We start from the raw sequence: 18030 nt of genomic DNA, 5'->3' as shown, positions 1-18030 counted from the left end.
ATCGATGACATACCGCAGCGCCAGTGACACCCACCGCAGCCGAGGCCAGCGTCAGCACGGTCGTCGCGTCCTCCATGAGTTCGAGAATCGGATACAACACACCCCTACCTCGGTGCGGTGACCTCACCTATCCCTCGTCGGCCGACACCAGTGCGGCACTCCATCGTTCCTCGATGTTGCCGAACCTCCACACGGCCAGCGACCCGATCCAGGTGAGCACGAAAAGGCCGACGATGATGAATCCGACGATGTTGAGGTCGACACCGGACACGTCGTCCCAGAATCGACCGGTCCATCCGAACTCGTCCGCGAGCAGGCCGAGTAGCTCGATGGTGCCGATCACCATGGCCACCGCCACCGACAGTCCGGTGATGATGAGGTTGTAGTAGACCTTGCGCACGGGGTTGGCCAGGGCCCATCCGTAGGCGAAGTTCATGAACGAGCCGTCGATGCTGTCGAACAAGCTCATGCCTGCGGCGAAAAGCACTGGTAAACAAAGGATCGCATACCACGGAAGACCCGCGGCCGCGCTGCTGCCGGCCAGCACCAGCAGCGCGACCTCGGTGGCGGTGTCGAAGCCGAGTCCGAAGAGCACCCCGATCGGGTACATCTGCCACGGCTTGGTCACCACCCTCATGAAGCGGCCGAGCAGTCGGTTCATGAATCCGCGGTTGTTGAGGTGTGCTTCTAGTCGCTCCTCGTCGTACAGGCCGCGCCGCATGTCGCGGAACACCCGAACGATGCCGACGAGGATCACCAGGTTGATTGCGGCGATCAGATAGAGGAAGCCGCCGGATACCGAGGTCCCGATCATTCCGGTCACGTGATGCAGCGCCGACGAATCGTCCTCCACCGGCCCGGCGAGCGCCTTGATCCCCAGTGCGAGCAGGACCGCCAGGCCGAACACCACCGACGAATGGCCGAGCGAGAACCAGAATCCGACAGTGAGCGGTCGTTTGCCGTCGGCCATCAACTTTCGGGTGGTGTTATCGATGGCCGAGATATGGTCGGCGTCGAAGGCGTGCCGCATACCAAGGGTGTATGCGGTTAACCCGACACCGATGCCGAGCGTCTTCTGTCCGACAGTGAAGTGATCCGGCACCACGAACACGATCAGCGTCACCCAGCCGACGATGTGTAGCGCAGCCACCGCGGCGACCATGCCGCCGATGCCGACCCACTCCCTCGGCGACAATGCCGAACGCCACCTACGGATGTCCATGGGGAAACGTTAGCGAGGTCACACGCACGCAAACAAGACTCGCGAGCGAAACCTAACCACTCGGATAGTCAAGTCCCCCAAGAGTTTTCCAGGCCTATTTTGCCCGGATTGCCCGTCTCAGCCCAGCAGCCGCGCTACCTCACGCACGATGCCGTCGAGCGCCACCCGATGCTGTTCACCGTTGGTGAGGTCCTTGACCTCGATCTGGCGTTCCTCGAGCTCCCGGTCGCCCAGCACCAGAGCGAGTTTCGCGCCGGAACGGTCAGCGGCCTTCATCGCACCCTTGAGTCCACGGTCGCCGTAGGCGAGGTCGACGCGGATTCCGGCGGCACGCAATTGCCCTGCCACACCGACCAATTCGGCCTTGGCGTCGGTGCCCATCGGCACGCCGAAGACCTCGCAGCGGGCGGTGTTGGCGTGGGCGACGCCTTCGGCCTCCATCGCGAGCATGGTGCGGTCGACGCCGAGCCCGAATCCGATACCGGACAGATCCTGTTTGGCACCAAGGGTTTTCATCAGTCCGTCGTAACGGCCGCCGCCGCCGATGCCGGACTGCGCGCCGAGTCCGTCGTGCACGAACTCGAAGGTGGTCTTGGTGTAGTAGTCGAGTCCCCGAACGAGACGCGGGTTGAGTTCGTAGGGCACGCCGAGACGCTTCAGGTGCGTGAGCACGGTCTCGAAGTGGGCGCGCGCATCGTCGGTCAGGTAGTCGATGAGCAGCGGCGCGTCGGCGGTCGCGGCCTTGATCTCGGGCCGCTTGTCGTCGAGCACGCGCAACGGGTTGAGTTGCGCCCGCGCCCGCGTCGGCTCGTCGAGGTCGAGGCCGAATAGGAACTGCTGCAACGCTTCCCGGTAAGGTCCGCGGCTGGCGTCGTCGCCCAGGGAGGTGATCTCGAGGCGGAAGCCGGAGAGTCCGAGTCGTCGGTAGCCCTCGTCGGCGACGGCGATCACCTCGGCGTCGAGCGCGGGATCGTCGACGCCGATGGCCTCCACACCGACCTGCTGCAGCTGGCGGTAGCGCCCGGCCTGCGGCTTCTCGTAGCGGAAGAACGGTCCGGCGTAGCAGAGCTTCACCGGCAGCTGTCCGCGGTCGAGGCCGTGCTGGATAACCGCACGCACCACCCCAGCGGTGCCCTCGGGGCGCAGGGTCACCGAACGGTCACCACGATCGGCGAAGGTGTACATCTCCTTGCTGACCACGTCGGTGGATTCGCCGACGCCGCGGGCGAAGAGCCCGGTGTCCTCGAAGATCGGCAGCTCGATGTGGCCGTAGCCGGCGCGGCGGGCGGCGTCGGTCAGTGTGTCGCGGACCAGTCGGAAGTCGGCCGAGGCGGGCGGGAAGTAGTCGGGAATGCCCCGGGGCGCGGCGAAGTCGGCGCTCACAGTCCGTGACGTCCTTTCTTCGGGGTGTCGGTGGGTAGGTCGGCGAGGAACGGATTGCTCACTCGCTCTTGCCCGATGGAGGTCTGCGGGCCGTGACCGGGCAGCACCTGGGTGTCGTCGGACAGCGGCAGCAGTTTGGTCGCGATCGAGTCCAGCAACTGCTGATGATCGCCGCCGGGCAGGTCGGTGCGGCCGATCGACCCGGCGAAGAGCACGTCACCGCTGAAGCAGACGGGTACCGGCCCCTGGTCGGTGGGCACCTCGATACCGAGCAGCACCGACCCCTGGGTGTGGCCGGGCGCGAGATCCACCGAGAGGCGGATGCCGGCCAGGTCGACCGCTTCGGAGTCGACGAACTCGATGACCTTCTCCGGCTCCCGGAACGTCAGGGTGCCGATCATCGAGCCGAGAGTACGGCCGATCCCCTTGCCCGGGTCGGCGAGCATCGGCCGGTCGGCGGCGTGGATGTAGGCCGGAATGGAGAACTCGTCGCAGATCTCCTGCGCGTTCCAGGTGTGGTCGAGGTGACCGTGGGTCAGCAGGACGGCGACCGGGGTGAGGTCGTGTTCGGCGAGCAACTCGCGTACCCGAGGGGCGGCGTCCTGGCCGGGATCGATGATGATGGCCTCGGACCCGGCCTCGGTCGCCAGCAGATAGCAGTTCGTCTGGAACATCCCTGCCGCGAATCCGGTGATGAGCATCGTTCCATTGTGGCAAACCGCCCCGCGCTCGGGACTCTCAGGTTCTCCTGGCACACTGTGCCCCGAGTCATGTCCCCACCGGGTGAGTCCGGTACCGGTGCACACGAGTTCAGGAGGGTCACAAACGCGTGTCGACCAACGAGGAACGTCGCGAAGCGGCCAAGCGCAAGCTGGAGGAACGCCTCGAGCGTGAACGGCAGGAAGCCCGGCGGCGAAAGATCATCATCGCCTCGGTGTCCACCGTTGTCGTGGTCGCGATCGTCGCCACCGCTGCCACTCTGATCACCAAGAAGATCCTCGACGACCGCGAGGCCGCCCGCTGGACGGCCTGCGCTTACGAGGACGCCCCCAGCAAGTTCGACCAGGTGCCCAAGACGGTGCCCGACGGCGTCCCCGCCGATCAGAAGGCCCAGATGCAGGCCTATTACGACTCCATCCGCGCAAACGCCGACAAGCAGCGCACCTCCCCGAAGCCGGGCGACAAGCAGCTCAAGGAGGGCACCGAGGCGCTGGTGTTCCAGACCAATCAGGGCACCATCCCGATCACCCTGGACCGCGCGAGCGCGCCGTGTAACGCCGGCGCGGTCATCTCGCTGGCGCAGAACGGTTACTACAACAACACCCCCTGCCACCGGATGACGAACGCCGAGACCCTCAAGGTGCTGCAGTGCGGTGACCCGACCGGTACCGGCGTCGGTGGACCCGGCTGGTCGAGCCCGGACGAGCCGCCGGTGGGCTTCAAGCCCGCGGGCCAGGCCGATCCGATGTCCGGCGGGTCCGCACCGGTGATCTACCCCAAGGGCACCGTGGCGATCGCCAACAGCAACAACCCGCAGTCGGGACAGAGCAACACCGGTTCCGCGCAGTTCTTCCTGGTCATGCAAGACAGCCAGCTCGCGCCGAACTACTCGGTGGTCGGCAAGGTCGACCCCGAGGGCCTGACCGTGCTCGACAAGATCGGCAAGAACGGCCTGAACCCCGGCCCGACCGGCGACCCCAACGACGGCACGCCGAAGCAGCCGGTGGAGATCACCACCGCCACCGTCGGCGGCGGTAACCAGGACTGACGGACGACGTGAGGCCTGGCCGGACTCGTCCGGTCAGGCCGCCGACGTCACGCGGTAGACGTCGTAGACGCCCTCGACGTTGCGAACCACGTTGAGCACGTGACCGAGGTGTTTGGGGTCACCCATCTCGAAGGTGAACTTGCTGATGGCCACCCGGTCGCGGCTGGTGGTGACCGACGCCGAGAGGATGTTGACCTTCTCGTCGGCGAGCACCTTCGTCACATCCGAGAGCAACCGGTGCCGGTCGAGCGCCTCCACCTGGATGGCCACGAGGAACACCGACGACGGATTCGGCGCCCACGAGACCGGGATGATCCGCTCGGCCTGCTGCCGCAACGAGGCGGCGTTGGTGCAGTCGGTCCGGTGCACGCTGATGCCGCCGCCGCGGGTGACGAAGCCCATGATCTCGTCGCCGGGCACCGGGGTACAGCACTTCGCCAGTTTCGCCAGGACGTTGTCGGCGCCTTCGACGACGACACCCGCATCCCCGCCCTGCCGGGTGCGGGTGGGCAGCGTCGACGGCGTGGATCGTTCGGCGATCTCGTCGACGGCGTCGTCGATGCCGCCGAGCAGGGCCACCAGCCGGTTGACGACGTGCCGCGCCGACACATGGTTCTCCCCGACCGCCGTGTAGAGCGCGGTGACGTCGGCGTAGCGCAGCTCGTTCGCGACGGTCCCCATCGAGTCGGCGGTCACCAAGCGCTGCAACGGAAGTCCGCCACGTCGTACCTCTTTGGCGATCGCGTCCTTACCGGTCTCGAGGGCTTCCTCGCGACGTTCCTTGGCAAACCACTGCCGGATCTTGGCCTTCGCCCGCGGTGACACCACGAAGTTCTGCCAGTCCTTGCTCGGACCGGCGGTGGGGGCCTTGGAGGTGAACACCTCGATGACCTCACCGTTTTCCAGCTTGCGTTCGAGCGCGACGAGTCGACCGTTCACCCGCGCGCCGATGCACCGGTGCCCGACCTCGGTGTGCACCGCGTAGGCGAAGTCGACGGGTGTCGAGCCGGCCGGCAGCGTGACGACGTCGCCCTTCGGGGTGAAGACGAAGATCTCTTGTACCGCAAGGTCATACCGCAGCGACTCGAGGAACTCCCCCGGGTCGGCGGCCTCCCGCTGCCAGTCGAGGAGTTGCCGCATCCACGCCATCTCGTCGATCTCCGCGGACTCGGATTTGCGCGGCCCCTTGCCTTTTCCGCGGCTCTCCTTATAGCGCCAATGCGCGGCGATGCCGAACTCGGCGGTCCGGTGCATCTCGTTGGTGCGGATCTGCACCTCGAGCGGTTTGCCCTCCGGCCCGATCACCGTGGTGTGCAAGGACTGATAGACCCCGAACCGGGGTTGGGCGATGTAGTCCTTGAACCGGCCTGCCATCGGCTGCCACAGCGAATGCACCACGCCCACCGCGGCATAACAGTCGCGTACCTCGTCGCACAGGATGCGGATGCCGACCAGGTCGTGGATGTCGTCGAAGTCGCGGCCCTTGACGATCATCTTCTGGTAGATCGACCAATAGTGTTTGGGCCGGCCCTCGACGGTGGCGGTGATGCGCGCGGCACCGAGCGCGTTGTTGATGTCAGCGCGCACCCGCGCCAGATAGGTGTCGCGCGACGGGGCGCGATCGGCGACGAGCCGCACGATCTCCTCGTAGCGCTTGGGGTGCAGGATGGCGAACGAGAGATCCTCGAGTTCCCATTTCACTGTCGCCATACCGAGCCGGTGTGCCAGTGGCGCAATGACTTCCAGCGTTTCGCGCGCCTTGCGCGCCTGCTTTTCCGGCGGCAGGAAGCGCATCGTGCGCATATTGTGCAGCCGGTCGGCGACCTTGATCACCAACACCCGCGGATCGCGGGCCATCGCGATGATCATCTTGCGGATGGTCTCGGCCTCGGCGGCGCTGCCCAGCGCCACCTTGTCCAGCTTGGTGACACCGTCGACGAGGTGCGCGACCTCGGCCCCGAAGTCGGACTCGAGTTGCTCGAGGGTGTAGCCGGTGTCCTCGACGGTGTCGTGCAGCAGGGCGGCGACCAGCGTGGTGGTGTCCATCCCGAGGTCGGCAAGGATGGTCGCGACCGCGAGCGGATGAGTGATGTAGGGGTCGCCGGACTTGCGCATCTGCCCTTGATGCCGCTCGTCGGCGACGTCGTAGGCGTGCTGCAGCAACGCAACATCGGCCTTCGGGTAGATCTCGCGATGCAGGGTGACCAGCGGTTCGAGCACCGGGCGGACGGGACTACGGGTGGCGGTCATCCGACGGGCGAGCCGTGCACGCACGCGTCGCGACGCGGACGAGGACGGCGCACCCACCGTGGCCTCGGTTGTCTCGACATCGATCTCGTCGGGCATCGCGACCTCCTCTGCGCCAGACTGGCCTGCGGAACTTGTCCAGTCTAGGCGGTGGTCACGACATGCACCGGCAGGCCTGCACCGAGCCCCTCGGCGATCGTCGCGCGGCCCCCGAGACCGTCGAGCTCCATGATGACCGCGACCGACACCACGTCGGCACCGGCCCGCGCGATCAGGTCCGCGGCGGCGACGATGGTGCCGCCGGTGGCGAGCACGTCGTCGACGAGCAGCACCCGTCGCCCGGAGAGGTCGATGCCGTTGGCCGGGAGCTCCAGCGTGGCCGCCCCGTATTCCAGCGCGTATTCGACGCTGAGCACCGGCGGCGGCAGCTTGCCGCCTTTGCGGACCGCGAGCACCCCGACGCCGAGTTCCCGCGCCACCGCCCCACCGACGAGGAAGCCGCGGGCGTCGATGCCGGCCACCAGGTCGATGTCGCGGCAACCGTGGGTCATCGCGGTGACCACCGCGGACAGGCCGGCCGGGTCGGCCAGCACCGGGGTCAGGTCCTTGAAGGTGATGCCGGGTGCCGGGAAGTCGGGCACGGTGCGCGCGTGCTCATTGATCGCCTGCCGCGCCTGTGCCACCGCACGCTCGGTGATCACCTCGGACTCATTGCTCATGGGCCACCCACCGATCCATATTCCAGCCGGTACCGTTGCGGCCCAGCCCGGGCATCACATTAGCGACCCTGCTCCCCCACTGTCGGTCGCGCGGCGCGGCGAACAGTGGGATCGACGGCAGACCCGCCCAGGCCGCGTTCTCGATCGTGCGCACCAGCCGCAGGCGGTCCGAGGCCAGGTCGGAGACGACGAGTTCGTCGATCGCCGCACTCACCTCGGGATTGCGGTAGCCACCGAGGTTGAGCGGATCACCGCCGTAGAGCTGGTAGGCGTCGCGCGACGGATTCGCCGCACCGGCCGCCGCGAACGACGCACCGTCGGCGACGATCAGCGCGTCGACGTCGCGCCCCAGCGCGCCGGGCGTGATGTCCGACGACCCGGCGTCGACGACCTCGATACCGGCCGCGCGGCACGACTCGGTGATCGCCCCGACCATCTGCTGCCACCGCGGCGTCGGTGCCAGATAACCGATACGGACCCGCAGCGGCCCGGCGCCCCCGGCCCGCAGTTCGGCGACCTGCGCCTTGGCGCGGGGGACGTCGGCACGTAGGTACTCGCGGCCGAAAGACGCGTTGAGCTGACCGGCCAGATTGTCCGCCGGGGCCAGTACCCGCAGGTTCCAGGTCTGCGCGCCGCGCCCGAACTGCCGTGCGAGTTGGTCGCGGGGCACGCACGAGGCGAGCGCCTGCCGCGCCCGGACATCACCGAGCGCACCCCGCTGCGAAAGTACGATCGACTCCACAGCCAGCGCCCGATTCGGTTGCGGGAAGGGTTGTTTCGGACCCTCCGCCGGGGCGATCTCGGTGGTGGAGATGCCGGCGGTCACGTCGGCGATGTCGTAGGCGCCGTCCGGCACGCGCTGCTGGGCGCTGGTCGGCCGGATCACGATCCGGCCGACGGGCGGTGCGTCGCCCCACCACTTGTCGTTGGCGACCAGCACCAGTCCGTCCGTCGCCGAGTAGCTGTCGATGCGGTACGGACCCGACGACGGGAACCTGGCCGTGTCGATCGATCCGGGAGCCAGCGCGAATCCTGCATTCCAGGCCCGTGCGATCTTCGTCAGCGCGGCACGATCACCGGTGCGGATCGGGTCGACGACGTTCGGCACCCCGGCCTGCTGGGCGACGATGTGCGCGGGCAGCATCGTCCCGGCGCGGAAGAGGGCGAGCCAGTCGCTGTAGGCGCGACCTCGGGCGAAGGTCACCGTGGCGGTCCTGGTGCCCGGTGTGCAGTCGACGCGCTCGATGTCGCGGTAGCCGGCGGTGGTGGCCGGCGCGAATCCGCCCGGCATCCGGCCGCTCATCGCTGCCCACGCCAGCAGCAGGTCGTCGCAGGCCATCGCGTGTCCGTCGGAGAACGTGGCCTCGGGTGCGAAGTCGTAGCGCAGAGTGAGTGCGGGACCGGCAACCGGCGTCACCGTGCCGATGTCGCGATCCGGGGTCACCTGCCCCTGCGCACCGAGATAGCTGAAGCCGGGCAGGAGCCGGGTGGTGGCCATCAGCGCACCCCCGGCGTTGCCGTCGACGGTGTTGGCGTTGTAGGTGTCGATGCGCGCGTCGACGACGTAGGTGATGCTGGGCGGACCGTCGTCCCCGCAGCCGCTCACCAGCGCCCCGACCACGGCCAACGACGTCACCAGAGTGAGCAGCGTCCGCAGTGTCACGGTTTCGTAGGCTATCGCGCGCGCCGGCGTTTTCCGGTGGACCGACCGACTGGGCGCGCCCCCGCCCGGCCCTCGGGCAACGGGGTCTCACCGGCGTCGATGCGGGCCCGACGATCGAGCACCCGCTTGGTGTGCCGCGCGATGTCCGGGCGGCGTTCCTTGAGGGTGACCAACAGCGGTGCGGCCAGGAAGATCGACGAGTAGGCACCCACGATGACGCCGACGAGCTGGATCAGCGCGAGGTCCTTGAGGGTGCCGACGCCCAGCATCCACACCGCGATGATCATCAACGCGAGGATCGGCAACACCGAGATGACGGTGGTGTTGATCGAGCGCATCAGGGTCTGGTTGATCGCCAGGTTGGCCTGTTCACCGTAGGTACGACGGGTGGTCTGCAACACCGAGCGGGTGTTCTCCGAGACCTTGTCGAACACCACGACGGTGTCGTAGATCGAGAAGCCGAGGATGGTCAGCAGGCCGATCACGGTGGCCGGCGTGACCTCCCACCCGACCAGCGAGTAGATCCCGGCGGTGACCACGATGTCGAAGAACAGTGAGGCGAGCGCCGCGATCGACATCTCCCGGTCGAAGCGGACCGCGATGTAGACGAACACGATCACCAGGAACACCGCCAGCGCGATGAGCATCTTCTTGGTGATCTCGTTGCCCCAGCTCGAGCTGACGTCGGAGACGCTCACCTCGGCGGCGGTCAGTTCCGGACCGAACTCGTCGGCGAGCGCCCGCGTGACCTGCTCGGTCTGCGCCAGGGTCAGCGACTCGGTGCGGACCTGCACCGTCTCACTGGCACCCGAACCGGCGGTCTGGACCGACTCCGGTTCGGCTCCGAGCGTCGAGGAGAAGACGGTTTCCACGGAATCGGTCGTGATGCCCGACGAGACCGGGATCGACACCTGGGTGCCGCCCTCGAACTCGATGCCGAGGGAGAACCCGCGGAACACCATCGACAGGACCGCCACCAGCAGGATGACGGCGGTGATGATGTACCACATCCGGCGCTTGCCGACGATGTCGAAGGCACCGGTGCCGGTGTAGAGCTTGGAGAGGAACGACCGGTTGGTTTCCGGCACGAAGTCCGCATCGGCGACCGGGGCGTAGTCCGGGTCGTCGTCGAGAGTCACCGGCGTGGGTACCTCGCTGCGTCCACCGCCCTCACGTCCGGAGTTGGGCCGCGGCGGTTGCGGTGTCTGCATGCTCATTCGGCCGATCCTTCCGTGCTCGAACCCGTGCTGGACCCGGTCGTCGCGAACTTCGCGGCGCGGGCCTCACGACGCTGCCGCGCCACCTCGCTGACCGCGCCGAGACCGTTGACCGACGGCCGCGACAGGAACGACGACCTGCTCGCCAGCACCACCAGCGGATGGGTCACCAGGAACACCACGACGATGTCGAGGATGGTGGTCAGACCCAAGGTGAACGCGAAGCCACGGACCTCGCCGACAGCCAGCACGTAGATGATGACCGCGGCGATGAAGCTGACCGCGTTGCCGGTCCAGATGGTGCGGCGGGCACTCGCCCAACCGCGTGGCACGGCGGACCGGAATGTTCGGCCGTCGCGCATCTCGTCCTTTATTCGTTCGAAGTAGACGACGAACGAGTCGGCGGTCATGCCGATACCGATGATCAGACCGGCGATTCCGGCAAGATCGAGGGTGAAACCGATCCAGCGGCCCAGCAGCACGATGATGCCGTAGACCATCAGGCCCGACAGGGCCAGCGACAGGATCGTCAGGATGCCGAGCATCCGGTAGTAGAGCAGCGCGTAGATGAGGACCGCCAGCAGGCCGACCGCACCCGCGATCAGGCCGGCCTTCAGTGACGCGAATCCCAGTGTGGCGGAGACGGTTTCGGCGTTCGACGCCTCGAAGGACAGGGGCAGCGAACCGTACTTGAGTACGTTCGCGAGGTCCTTGGCCTCCTGCTGGGTGAAGTTGCCGCTGACCTCGGTCGACGGGGTGGTGATCGCACCCTGGATCTGCGGTGCGGACACCACCTTGGTGTCGAGGGTGAACGCCGTCGCCTTGCCGACGTTCTGCGCGGTGTAGGTGGGCCACAGTTTCTGGGCGTCACCCTTGAACTCCAGCGAGACGACCCACGAGCCGGCCTGCTGGGTGGTGGTCGCGGTCGCGTTCTTGATGTCGCGGCCGTCGATGATCTCCGGGCCGAGCAGATAGACCTGGGTACCGTCCTGCGAGCAGGCGACGAGGTACTGGTCGGGCAGGTCGTTTCCGACGAGCGGGTCGTAGGAGTTCTCCGAGCAGTCCATCTTGGCCATCTGCGCGGTCAACGCGTCGAGGTTGGCCCCGGCTGGCGCCTGCCGTAGCTTGCGCTGCTCTTCGATGGCCGCCGCCGACGAGGACTGATCCTTGTCCTCGGCGGCCTTCTTCTCCTCGGCCTTCTGCTCTTCGGTCTTGTTCTGCGGAGTGGCCGGCTGCACGTTCTCCACCGGCCGCACGAACAGACGCGCAGTCTGACCCAGCGCCCGGGCCTGCGAGGAATCGTCGCCGGGCACCGTGATCACCAGGGTGTTGCCGTTGATGACCACCTCGGACCCCGAGACACCGAGTCCGTTGACGCGTTGCTCGATGATTTGTTTGGCCTGGTTGAGCTGATCCCGCGACGGATCCTTGCCGTCCGGCGTCCGGGCGGTCAGTGTGACGCGGGTACCGCCCTGTAGGTCGATGCCGAGCTTCGGCGTCGCTGACCCGCCGCCCGTGAAGAAGACCAGTCCGTAGACAACGGCAAGCAGAACAAAGAAGGCGGTCAGCGGTCGCCACGGTGGGATCTCACGCTGAGGTCCCGACCGTGTCGCCGACGGCCGGCGAGGTGTGGTCACTACGGTTTGATCTCCTGAGGATGGCGGTCATCTGGGCAGCAGACGCCCACTCTACTGACTGCTCGGTAGGCACCGGTTTCCCGGTGCGGAGATCACTTGTCGTCGGTCGGATTCGCCGGATTGATGTGATCGTCGGCCGGCTTGTCGTCGATCTGCTCGAACTCCTCGGCGACGCCGAGAGCGCCAGGATAGGTGCCGGCAGCCTCTTCGGTCGGCACGACGCGGGTGACGGCCAGTCGGTTGAAGCGGGTGATGACGCCCTGCGCGATCTCCAGGTCGACGAAGTCACCGGAGGAATCGACCACGGTCGCGTACATGCCGGAGGTCAGCTGCACACGGGCGCCGGTGGCCACGGAGTTCTGCATCTCCTGCATGTCGGCCATGCGCTTCTTCTGCTTGCGGATGTTGAAGTACATGAACAGCGCCAGCATCGCCAGCAGGAGTGGGAAAAGCAAAGACTCCATGGTTACTACGTCAATCCTTTGTCGTGGGGGTCGAGTCGAATCGGTGTCGAGTCGCGTGTGTGCAGCAACCAGTGTGCCATGTCGGGCACGAATGTCCGATTCTCCTGGCTCACAGGTCGTCGAACAAGCTGTCGGTCAGGTCCTCGCGCGATCGCACGCCGAAACTCGCGTTGAGCGCCCCGACCGGCGGCGTGAGGCCGAGGTGATGCCACGCCGCGGCCGTGGCGACGCGGCCGCGAGGGGTCCGGGCCACCATCCCCGCCCGGACCAGGAACGGCTCGCACACCTCCTCGACGGTGGCCGGTTCCTCACCGACCGCGACGGCCAGCGTCGAGACACCGACCGGTCCCCCGCCGAAGCCCTTGACCAGCGCGCCGAGCACCGCGCGGTCGAGTCGGTCGAAGCCGAGTTCGTCGACGTCGTAGACCGCGAGCGCGGCTCTGGCGATGTCGACGGTGATGGTGCCGTCGGCGCGGACCTCGGCGTAGTCGCGGACCCGCCGCAGCAGCCGATTGGCGATGCGCGGGGTGCCGCGCGACCGGCCTGCGACCTCACGGGCCGCGTCGGCCTGCAGCGTGATGCCGAGGATGCCCGCCGAGCGCCGCAGCACGCGCACGAGTTCGTCGGTCTCGTAGAACTCCATGTGCGCGGTGAAGCCGAAGCGGTCGCGCAGCGGACCGGTCAGGGAGCCCGACCGGGTGGTGGCGCCGACCAGGGTGAAGGGCGCGACGTCGAGCGGGATGGAGGTGGCCCCGGGCCCCTTGCCGACGACGACGTCGACGCGGAAGTCCTCCATCGCCAGGTAGAGCATCTCCTCGGCAGGACGGGCGATGCGGTGGATCTCGTCGATGAACAACACGTCACCCTCGACGAGGTTGGACAGCATCGCCGCGAGGTCGCCCGCGCGTTCCAGCGCCGGCCCGGAGGTGACGCGGATCGCGGCGCCCATCTCGGCGGCGATGATCATCGCCAGCGACGTCTTGCCCAGGCCGGGCGGCCCGGACAGCAGGATGTGGTCGGGGGTGCCGCCGCGACCCTTGGCGCCGCGCAGCACCAGCTCGAGCTGCTCGCGGACGCGGGGCTGGCCGATGAAGTCGGCCAGCGACCGGGGCCGCAGGCCGGCGTCGAAGTCGCCGTCGGTGTGCAGTTCGGTGGCGCTGACGTCGCGTTCGTCGGCGTCCGGTCCGTCCGGCAGTTCGTCGGTCATGCGGTCTTCCCCAAGAGTGCCAACGACTTTCGTAGCACGGTCGACGCATCGGCGTCGGGTGTCTCGGCGAGGATCGCGGTGACCGCCTTGTCGGCGGGCGCGGCGGTGAAACCGAGGCCGACAAGCGCTTCGGACACCTGATCGGCCACCGAGCCGGCGACAGCGACCGGTCCCCCGGCCCCCGCCGCGGTGCCCGGCATCTCCACCTTGTCGCGCAGTTCGACGACGAGTCGTTCGGCGACCCGTTTGCCGATGCCGGGCACCGCGGTGAGCGCCTTGACGTCGGAGCCGGCCAGCGCGCGGCGCAGCGCGTCGGGTTCGAGGACCGCGAGGGTGGCCATCGCCAGCCGCGGTCCGACGCCGGTGACGGTCTGCAGCAGCGTGAACAACGCCCGGGCGTCGGCCTCGGTGAAGCCGTAGAGGGTCATCGAGTCCTCGCGGACGATCATCGATGTCAACAGCGTCGCCTCCTCGCCGCGTCGGACGGACGCCACCGTCGCCGGCGTGACCAGCACGCGGTAGCCGACGCCCGCGCAGTCGATCACCACATGGTCGAGCGCGATGTCGACCACCGGACCCCGAACCGACGCGATCATGAACGTCCTCCCACTCCGGTCTGGGCCCGCGCCGCCTGCGCGCGGGCCACCTGGGCTTGCGCCTTGCGTTGCGCCTCGGCCATCTTCTCGATCATCGGTCCGCGCCAGCAATGACAGATCGCCAGCGCGAGCGCGTCGGCGGCGTCGGCGGGCCGCGGTTTGGTCTGCATGCCGAGGATGCGCGTCACCATCGCGGTGACCTGCGCCTTGTCGGCGCGTCCACTGCCGGTCACCGCCGCTTTCACCTCCGACGGTGTGTGGAACCGCACCGGCACGTCGCGCTGGCCCGCGGCCAGCGCGATCACTCCACCCGCCTGTGCGGTGCCCATCGCGGTGGACACCTGGTTCTGCGCGAAGACGCGTTCGATGGCCACCACGTCGGGTTGGTGCACGTCGAGCCAGTGGCAGGCGGCGGTGTAGACCGCGAGCAGTCGCTCGGCGAGGTCCATGTCGGTCGGGGTCCGGACCACATCGACGTCGAGTGCGGTGACCGCCCGCCCCCGGCCGGATTCGACCAGCGCGATACCGCACCGGGTCAAACCGGGATCGACTCCCATCACGCGCACGCCCACACCTCCCGAGTTCCGAACAACTGTTCGAGATTGTATCGGCACACCCCGACAGCGGCGGCGATCAACACGCGCGGGGAGCGCACCAGCTCGACGACGACCCCGGCGGCCCGGCCGAGATGACGTCGCATGCGGACTCATTTCGGTTGCGCGACGTCAGCTGAGGTCGCAACACCGAGCTGAGGTTGCATGCGACCTCAACTTGCTAGGCGTCAGGGCTGCTGACCCGGATGGCGGGGCGGTCCGGGTGGTCGTAGCGAACCTCGATGTCGGCGCGCGTCTCGTGCGCGTCGGAGAGCAGCACTGGGATCGTCCAGTGGTCGGCGGCGGGGGTGTGTCGTCGTAGCGTCGCCTCGTTCTGGGACAACCGCGCCGTCAGGTCAAACGTGTGCCGTCCGAGCAGCATCGGACCCGCCACGACGATCACCTGATCGTGCGCGCTCGGCTGCCGGTCGTCACGGAAAGACCTGTCCGTCACCGGATTCCACAGACGCGGTAGCCACGGCGAGCCAGCGCGGACCGGCGCGATGACCTCGCGGTCCAGCGCAGCGTGATCGAACCACGAGTCGCGGTAGCTCTGCTCGTCGGTGTGTCCGTACTCGAAGCGCAACGACGCCGGCCGGACGAAATGTGTCATCTCGACGGTGGCCGCTGCACGGCCGAGGGCCTGCAGTCGGTCGGTGATCTGGCGGGCCAGCGCAGCGGGATGGGCGGCGTAAGCAGCGTCGATGGCCACCACCACAACACCGGCGATGCCGTCGATCCGGCGCGCACACAGTTCGACAAGCGCGTCGGGACCGATCGGGGTGAACTGCGGCATCGCACCACGATGACATCTGCCGTTGCCGCGCGGACACCTGCGGTGGATGAACTCGAGATGAAGTCGCATGCGACTTCAGCCCGGTATCGCGTACTCAGCTGAGGTCGCGCAACGGAGACGACGTCGCATGCGACCTCATTTCGACGGTGATGCTCAGGCGTCGAGCTCGGCGAGTACCTCGTCGCTGACGTCGACGTTGCTGTAGACGTTCTGCACGTCGTCGGAGTCCTCGAGCGCGTCGATCAGTTTGAACACCTTGCGGGCACCGTCGGCGTCGACCGGCACCTCGACCGAGGCACGGAAGTCGGCTTCGGCGGAGTCGTAGTCGATGCCCGCCTCCTGCAGTGCGGTGCGCACGGCGACCAGGTCGGTCGGTTCGCTGACCACCTCGAAGCTCTCGCCGAGGTCGTTGACCTCTTCGGCGCCGGCGTCGAGCACGGCCATCAGGACGTCGTCCTCGGACTGCCCGTTCTTCTCCAGCGTCACCACGCCCTTGCGGGTGAACAGGTAGGCGACCGAACCCGGGTCGGCCATGTTGCCGCCGTTGCGGGTCATCGCGGTGCGCACCTCGCCGGCCGCGCGGTTGCGGTTGTCGGTGAGGCATTCGATGAGGATCGCGACACCGTTGGGGCCGTAGCCCTCGTAGGTGATGGTCTGCCAGTCGGCGCCGCCGGCCTCTTCGCCGCCGCCGCGCTTGCGGGCCCGCTCGATGTTGTCGTTGGGGACCGAGCTCTTCTTGGCCTTCTGGATCGCGTCGTAAAGCGTCGGGTTGCCGGACGGGTCACCGCCACCGGTACGCGCCGCGACCTCGATGTTCTTGATCAGCTTGGCGAACATCTTGCCGCGCTTGGCGTCGATGACGGCCTTCTTGTGCTTGGTGGTGGCCCATTTGGAATGGCCGCTCATGATGTTCCTCTCCGAAGCAGTGCCGCGCGTACGCGCCGTGAAACCCCGTCGATCCTACCCGCGCACCATGGTGACGAAGTATTCATGCACCCGTCGGTCGCCGGTCACCTCCGGATGGAACGAGGTCGCGAGCACCCGCCCCTGCCGCACCGCGACGATCCGGCCGGCCGCCGGACCGTCGGGGACCTGCGCGAGTACCTCGACGTCGGGTGTCACCGATTCCACCCACGGCGCCCGGATGAACACCGCCCGCATCCGCTGCGCACCCGGCTCGTCGGTGATGCCGACGACGTCGAGGTCGGTCTCGAAGGATTCCACCTGACGACCGAAAGCGTTGCGGCGCACCGTGATATCGAGGGCATCGAGGTGCCGGGCGTCGGGTCGGGTGTCCAGGATGGTCGAGGCGAGGAGGATCATCCCGGCGCACGAGCCGTAGGCGGGCAGCCCCGCGGCCAGCCGTTGCTGCAGCGGGTCGAACAACTCGAAGGTCTCGAGCAGCTTGCTCATCGTCGTCGATTCGCCGCCGGGGAGGACGATGCCGTCGATCTCGTCGAGTTCCGACGGCCGCCGCACGCTGGTCGCGTCGGCGCCGGCAGCAGTCAGGGCAGCGAGATGTTCGCGGACATCGCCCTGCAGCGCGAGCACACCGATCCGGGGACGTGCGGTCACGACGGATCCCGCCGGATCCGGGTCAGCCCCTCCTGCGTCACCGCCGCCACCATGGCACCGCGCTGGTCGAAGATGCGCCCCTGGGTCAACGCCCGGCCGCCGAACGCCGACGGCGAGGTCTGGTCGTAGAGCAGCCATTCGTCGGCCCGGAAGTCCCGCAGGAACCACATGGCGTGGTCGAGGGAGGCGCCCTGGGTCTCGACATCGGGGTGCGGCACATGCGACGACCCGAGCAGGGTCATGTCACTCATGTAGGCCAGTGTGCAGACGTGGAACACCTGATCGTCGGGCAACCGGTCATGGTGACGGAACCAGACGCGCTGTTGGGCGGCGTACCGATCCGAGGTCACCATCTGATCGCGGGGCACGATCCGGAAGTCGAAGTTGCGCCACTCCTTGAGGAACCGGTTGGTGCGTTCCTGGGTCTCCCGGTCGTGATCGATCTCCTCCGGGCTCGGCACCGGTGGCATCGTGTCCTGATGCTCGAGTCCCTCGTCGGTGCGCACGTGGAACGACGCCGACATGGTGAAGATCGCCACGCCGTCCTGGATGCCGGTCACCCGCCGGGTGACAAACGACCGCCCGTCGCGGATGCGGTCGACGAGGAACACCGCGGGCTTCTCGGTGTTGCCGGGCCGCAGGAAGTAGCCGTGCAGCGAGTGGACACCGAACTGTTCGTCGACGGTGCGGGTCGCCGCCACCAAGGCCTGCGCCGCAACCTGCCCTCCGAAGGTGCGCTGCAGCAGCGTCGGAAACGCGTGTCCCCGATAGATGTCCTTCTCGATCGCCTCGACCTGGAGGATCTCCTCGATGGTTGCCACGAGGAGACTCTAGGGCATGTCTCTCAATTCCACTGCGAGGGATTGGCGGAATCGTTGCTTCTCTGGCAAGGCGGAGGAGTGAGCGATAGCGGCAGCTATCGTGATCGACGACAACGCCGCCA

18 protein-coding genes are annotated in these 18030 nt (G+C 67.6%); 1 reads left to right on the top strand and 17 read right to left on the bottom strand.

Features of this window, described 5'->3' with window-relative positions:
- Positions 1-127 precede the first annotated feature (127 nt).
- The 3 genes from AAFP30_RS12265 to AAFP30_RS12255 all read right to left on the bottom strand — a co-directional run bounded on the left by AAFP30_RS12265 (position 128) and on the right by AAFP30_RS12255 (position 3306).
- Positions 128-1222, bottom strand: coding sequence for a HoxN/HupN/NixA family nickel/cobalt transporter (locus AAFP30_RS12265; RefSeq protein ID WP_419230206.1), 1095 nt, complete (start codon positions 1220-1222; stop codon positions 128-130).
- A gap of 117 nt (positions 1223-1339) precedes the next feature.
- Positions 1340-2605 (bottom strand): histidine--tRNA ligase, encoded by a 1266-nt coding sequence (gene hisS / locus AAFP30_RS12260; protein WP_419230205.1) that lies wholly within the window; start codon positions 2603-2605, stop codon positions 1340-1342.
- Positions 2602-3306: an MBL fold metallo-hydrolase gene (locus AAFP30_RS12255; RefSeq protein ID WP_419230204.1), complete on the bottom strand. Its 705-nt coding sequence runs from the start codon at positions 3304-3306 to the stop codon at positions 2602-2604. The genes hisS and AAFP30_RS12255 overlap by 4 nt, the downstream gene beginning before the upstream one ends.
- A 128-nt stretch (positions 3307-3434) precedes the next feature.
- Between AAFP30_RS12255 and AAFP30_RS12250 the strand changes: the two genes are divergently transcribed.
- Positions 3435-4373 (top strand): peptidylprolyl isomerase, encoded by a 939-nt coding sequence (locus AAFP30_RS12250; RefSeq protein ID WP_419230203.1) that lies wholly within the window; start codon positions 3435-3437, stop codon positions 4371-4373.
- Between the two features lie 33 nt (positions 4374-4406).
- Here AAFP30_RS12250 and AAFP30_RS12245 read toward each other — a convergent pair whose 3' ends face one another.
- The 14 genes from AAFP30_RS12245 to AAFP30_RS12180 all read right to left on the bottom strand — a co-directional run bounded on the left by AAFP30_RS12245 (position 4407) and on the right by AAFP30_RS12180 (position 17908).
- Entirely contained in the window at positions 4407-6719 is a 2313-nt protein-coding gene (locus tag AAFP30_RS12245) for a RelA/SpoT family protein (protein WP_419230202.1), read from the bottom strand.
- Positions 6720-6763: 44 nt separating this feature from the next.
- A complete protein-coding gene (locus AAFP30_RS12240; protein WP_419230201.1) occupies positions 6764-7339 on the bottom strand; it encodes an adenine phosphoribosyltransferase in 576 nt (191 codons plus the stop codon).
- Positions 7329-9002: an ABC transporter substrate-binding protein gene (locus AAFP30_RS12235; RefSeq protein ID WP_419230200.1), complete on the bottom strand. Its 1674-nt coding sequence runs from the start codon at positions 9000-9002 to the stop codon at positions 7329-7331. The genes AAFP30_RS12240 and AAFP30_RS12235 overlap by 11 nt, the downstream gene beginning before the upstream one ends.
- A gap of 11 nt (positions 9003-9013) precedes the next feature.
- Positions 9014-10219, bottom strand: a complete 1206-nt coding sequence (gene secF / locus AAFP30_RS12230) for a protein translocase subunit SecF (RefSeq protein ID WP_419230199.1) — start codon at positions 10217-10219, stop codon at positions 9014-9016.
- Complete coding sequence (secD, locus tag AAFP30_RS12225; RefSeq protein ID WP_419230198.1) at positions 10216-11856, bottom strand: protein translocase subunit SecD; 1641 nt, start codon at positions 11854-11856, stop codon at positions 10216-10218. The genes secF and secD overlap by 4 nt, the downstream gene beginning before the upstream one ends.
- A 92-nt stretch (positions 11857-11948) precedes the next feature.
- Positions 11949-12320, bottom strand: a complete 372-nt coding sequence (gene yajC / locus AAFP30_RS12220; protein ID WP_419230197.1) for a preprotein translocase subunit YajC — start codon at positions 12318-12320, stop codon at positions 11949-11951.
- 109 nt (positions 12321-12429) lie between these two features.
- Entirely contained in the window at positions 12430-13527 is a 1098-nt protein-coding gene (gene ruvB, locus AAFP30_RS12215; protein WP_419230196.1) for a Holliday junction branch migration DNA helicase RuvB, read from the bottom strand.
- Positions 13524-14123 (bottom strand): Holliday junction branch migration protein RuvA, encoded by a 600-nt coding sequence (gene ruvA, locus AAFP30_RS12210; protein ID WP_419230195.1) that lies wholly within the window; start codon positions 14121-14123, stop codon positions 13524-13526. Before ruvA ends, ruvB begins: the two co-directional genes overlap by 4 nt.
- On the bottom strand, positions 14120-14689 hold the full coding sequence (gene ruvC / locus AAFP30_RS12205) for a crossover junction endodeoxyribonuclease RuvC (protein ID WP_419230194.1): 570 nt from the start codon (positions 14687-14689) through the stop codon (positions 14120-14122). The genes ruvA and ruvC overlap by 4 nt, the downstream gene beginning before the upstream one ends.
- Entirely contained in the window at positions 14680-14823 is a 144-nt protein-coding gene (locus AAFP30_RS12200; protein WP_419230193.1) for a hypothetical protein, read from the bottom strand. Before AAFP30_RS12200 ends, ruvC begins: the two co-directional genes overlap by 10 nt.
- Positions 14824-14897: 74 nt before the next feature.
- On the bottom strand, positions 14898-15512 hold the full coding sequence (locus AAFP30_RS12195; RefSeq protein ID WP_419230192.1) for a hypothetical protein: 615 nt from the start codon (positions 15510-15512) through the stop codon (positions 14898-14900).
- Between the two features lie 153 nt (positions 15513-15665).
- Positions 15666-16418 (bottom strand): YebC/PmpR family DNA-binding transcriptional regulator, encoded by a 753-nt coding sequence (locus AAFP30_RS12190; RefSeq protein WP_419230191.1) that lies wholly within the window; start codon positions 16416-16418, stop codon positions 15666-15668.
- A 54-nt stretch (positions 16419-16472) separates the two neighbouring features.
- Positions 16473-17087 carry a pyridoxal 5'-phosphate synthase glutaminase subunit PdxT gene (gene pdxT / locus AAFP30_RS12185; RefSeq protein ID WP_419230190.1) on the bottom strand — a complete coding sequence of 205 codons (615 nt, stop codon included), beginning with the start codon at positions 17085-17087 and terminating at the stop codon, positions 16473-16475.
- Positions 17084-17908 (bottom strand): acyl-CoA thioesterase, encoded by an 825-nt coding sequence (locus tag AAFP30_RS12180; protein ID WP_419230189.1) that lies wholly within the window; start codon positions 17906-17908, stop codon positions 17084-17086. The genes pdxT and AAFP30_RS12180 overlap by 4 nt, the downstream gene beginning before the upstream one ends.
- Between the last annotated feature and the right edge of the window lie 122 nt (positions 17909-18030).

It is taken from the genome of Gordonia sp. CPCC 205515 (assembly GCF_048537925.1).
Lineage (GTDB): Bacteria > Actinomycetota > Actinomycetes > Mycobacteriales > Mycobacteriaceae > Gordonia.
This window is presented reverse-complemented; position numbering and strand designations above follow the sequence as displayed.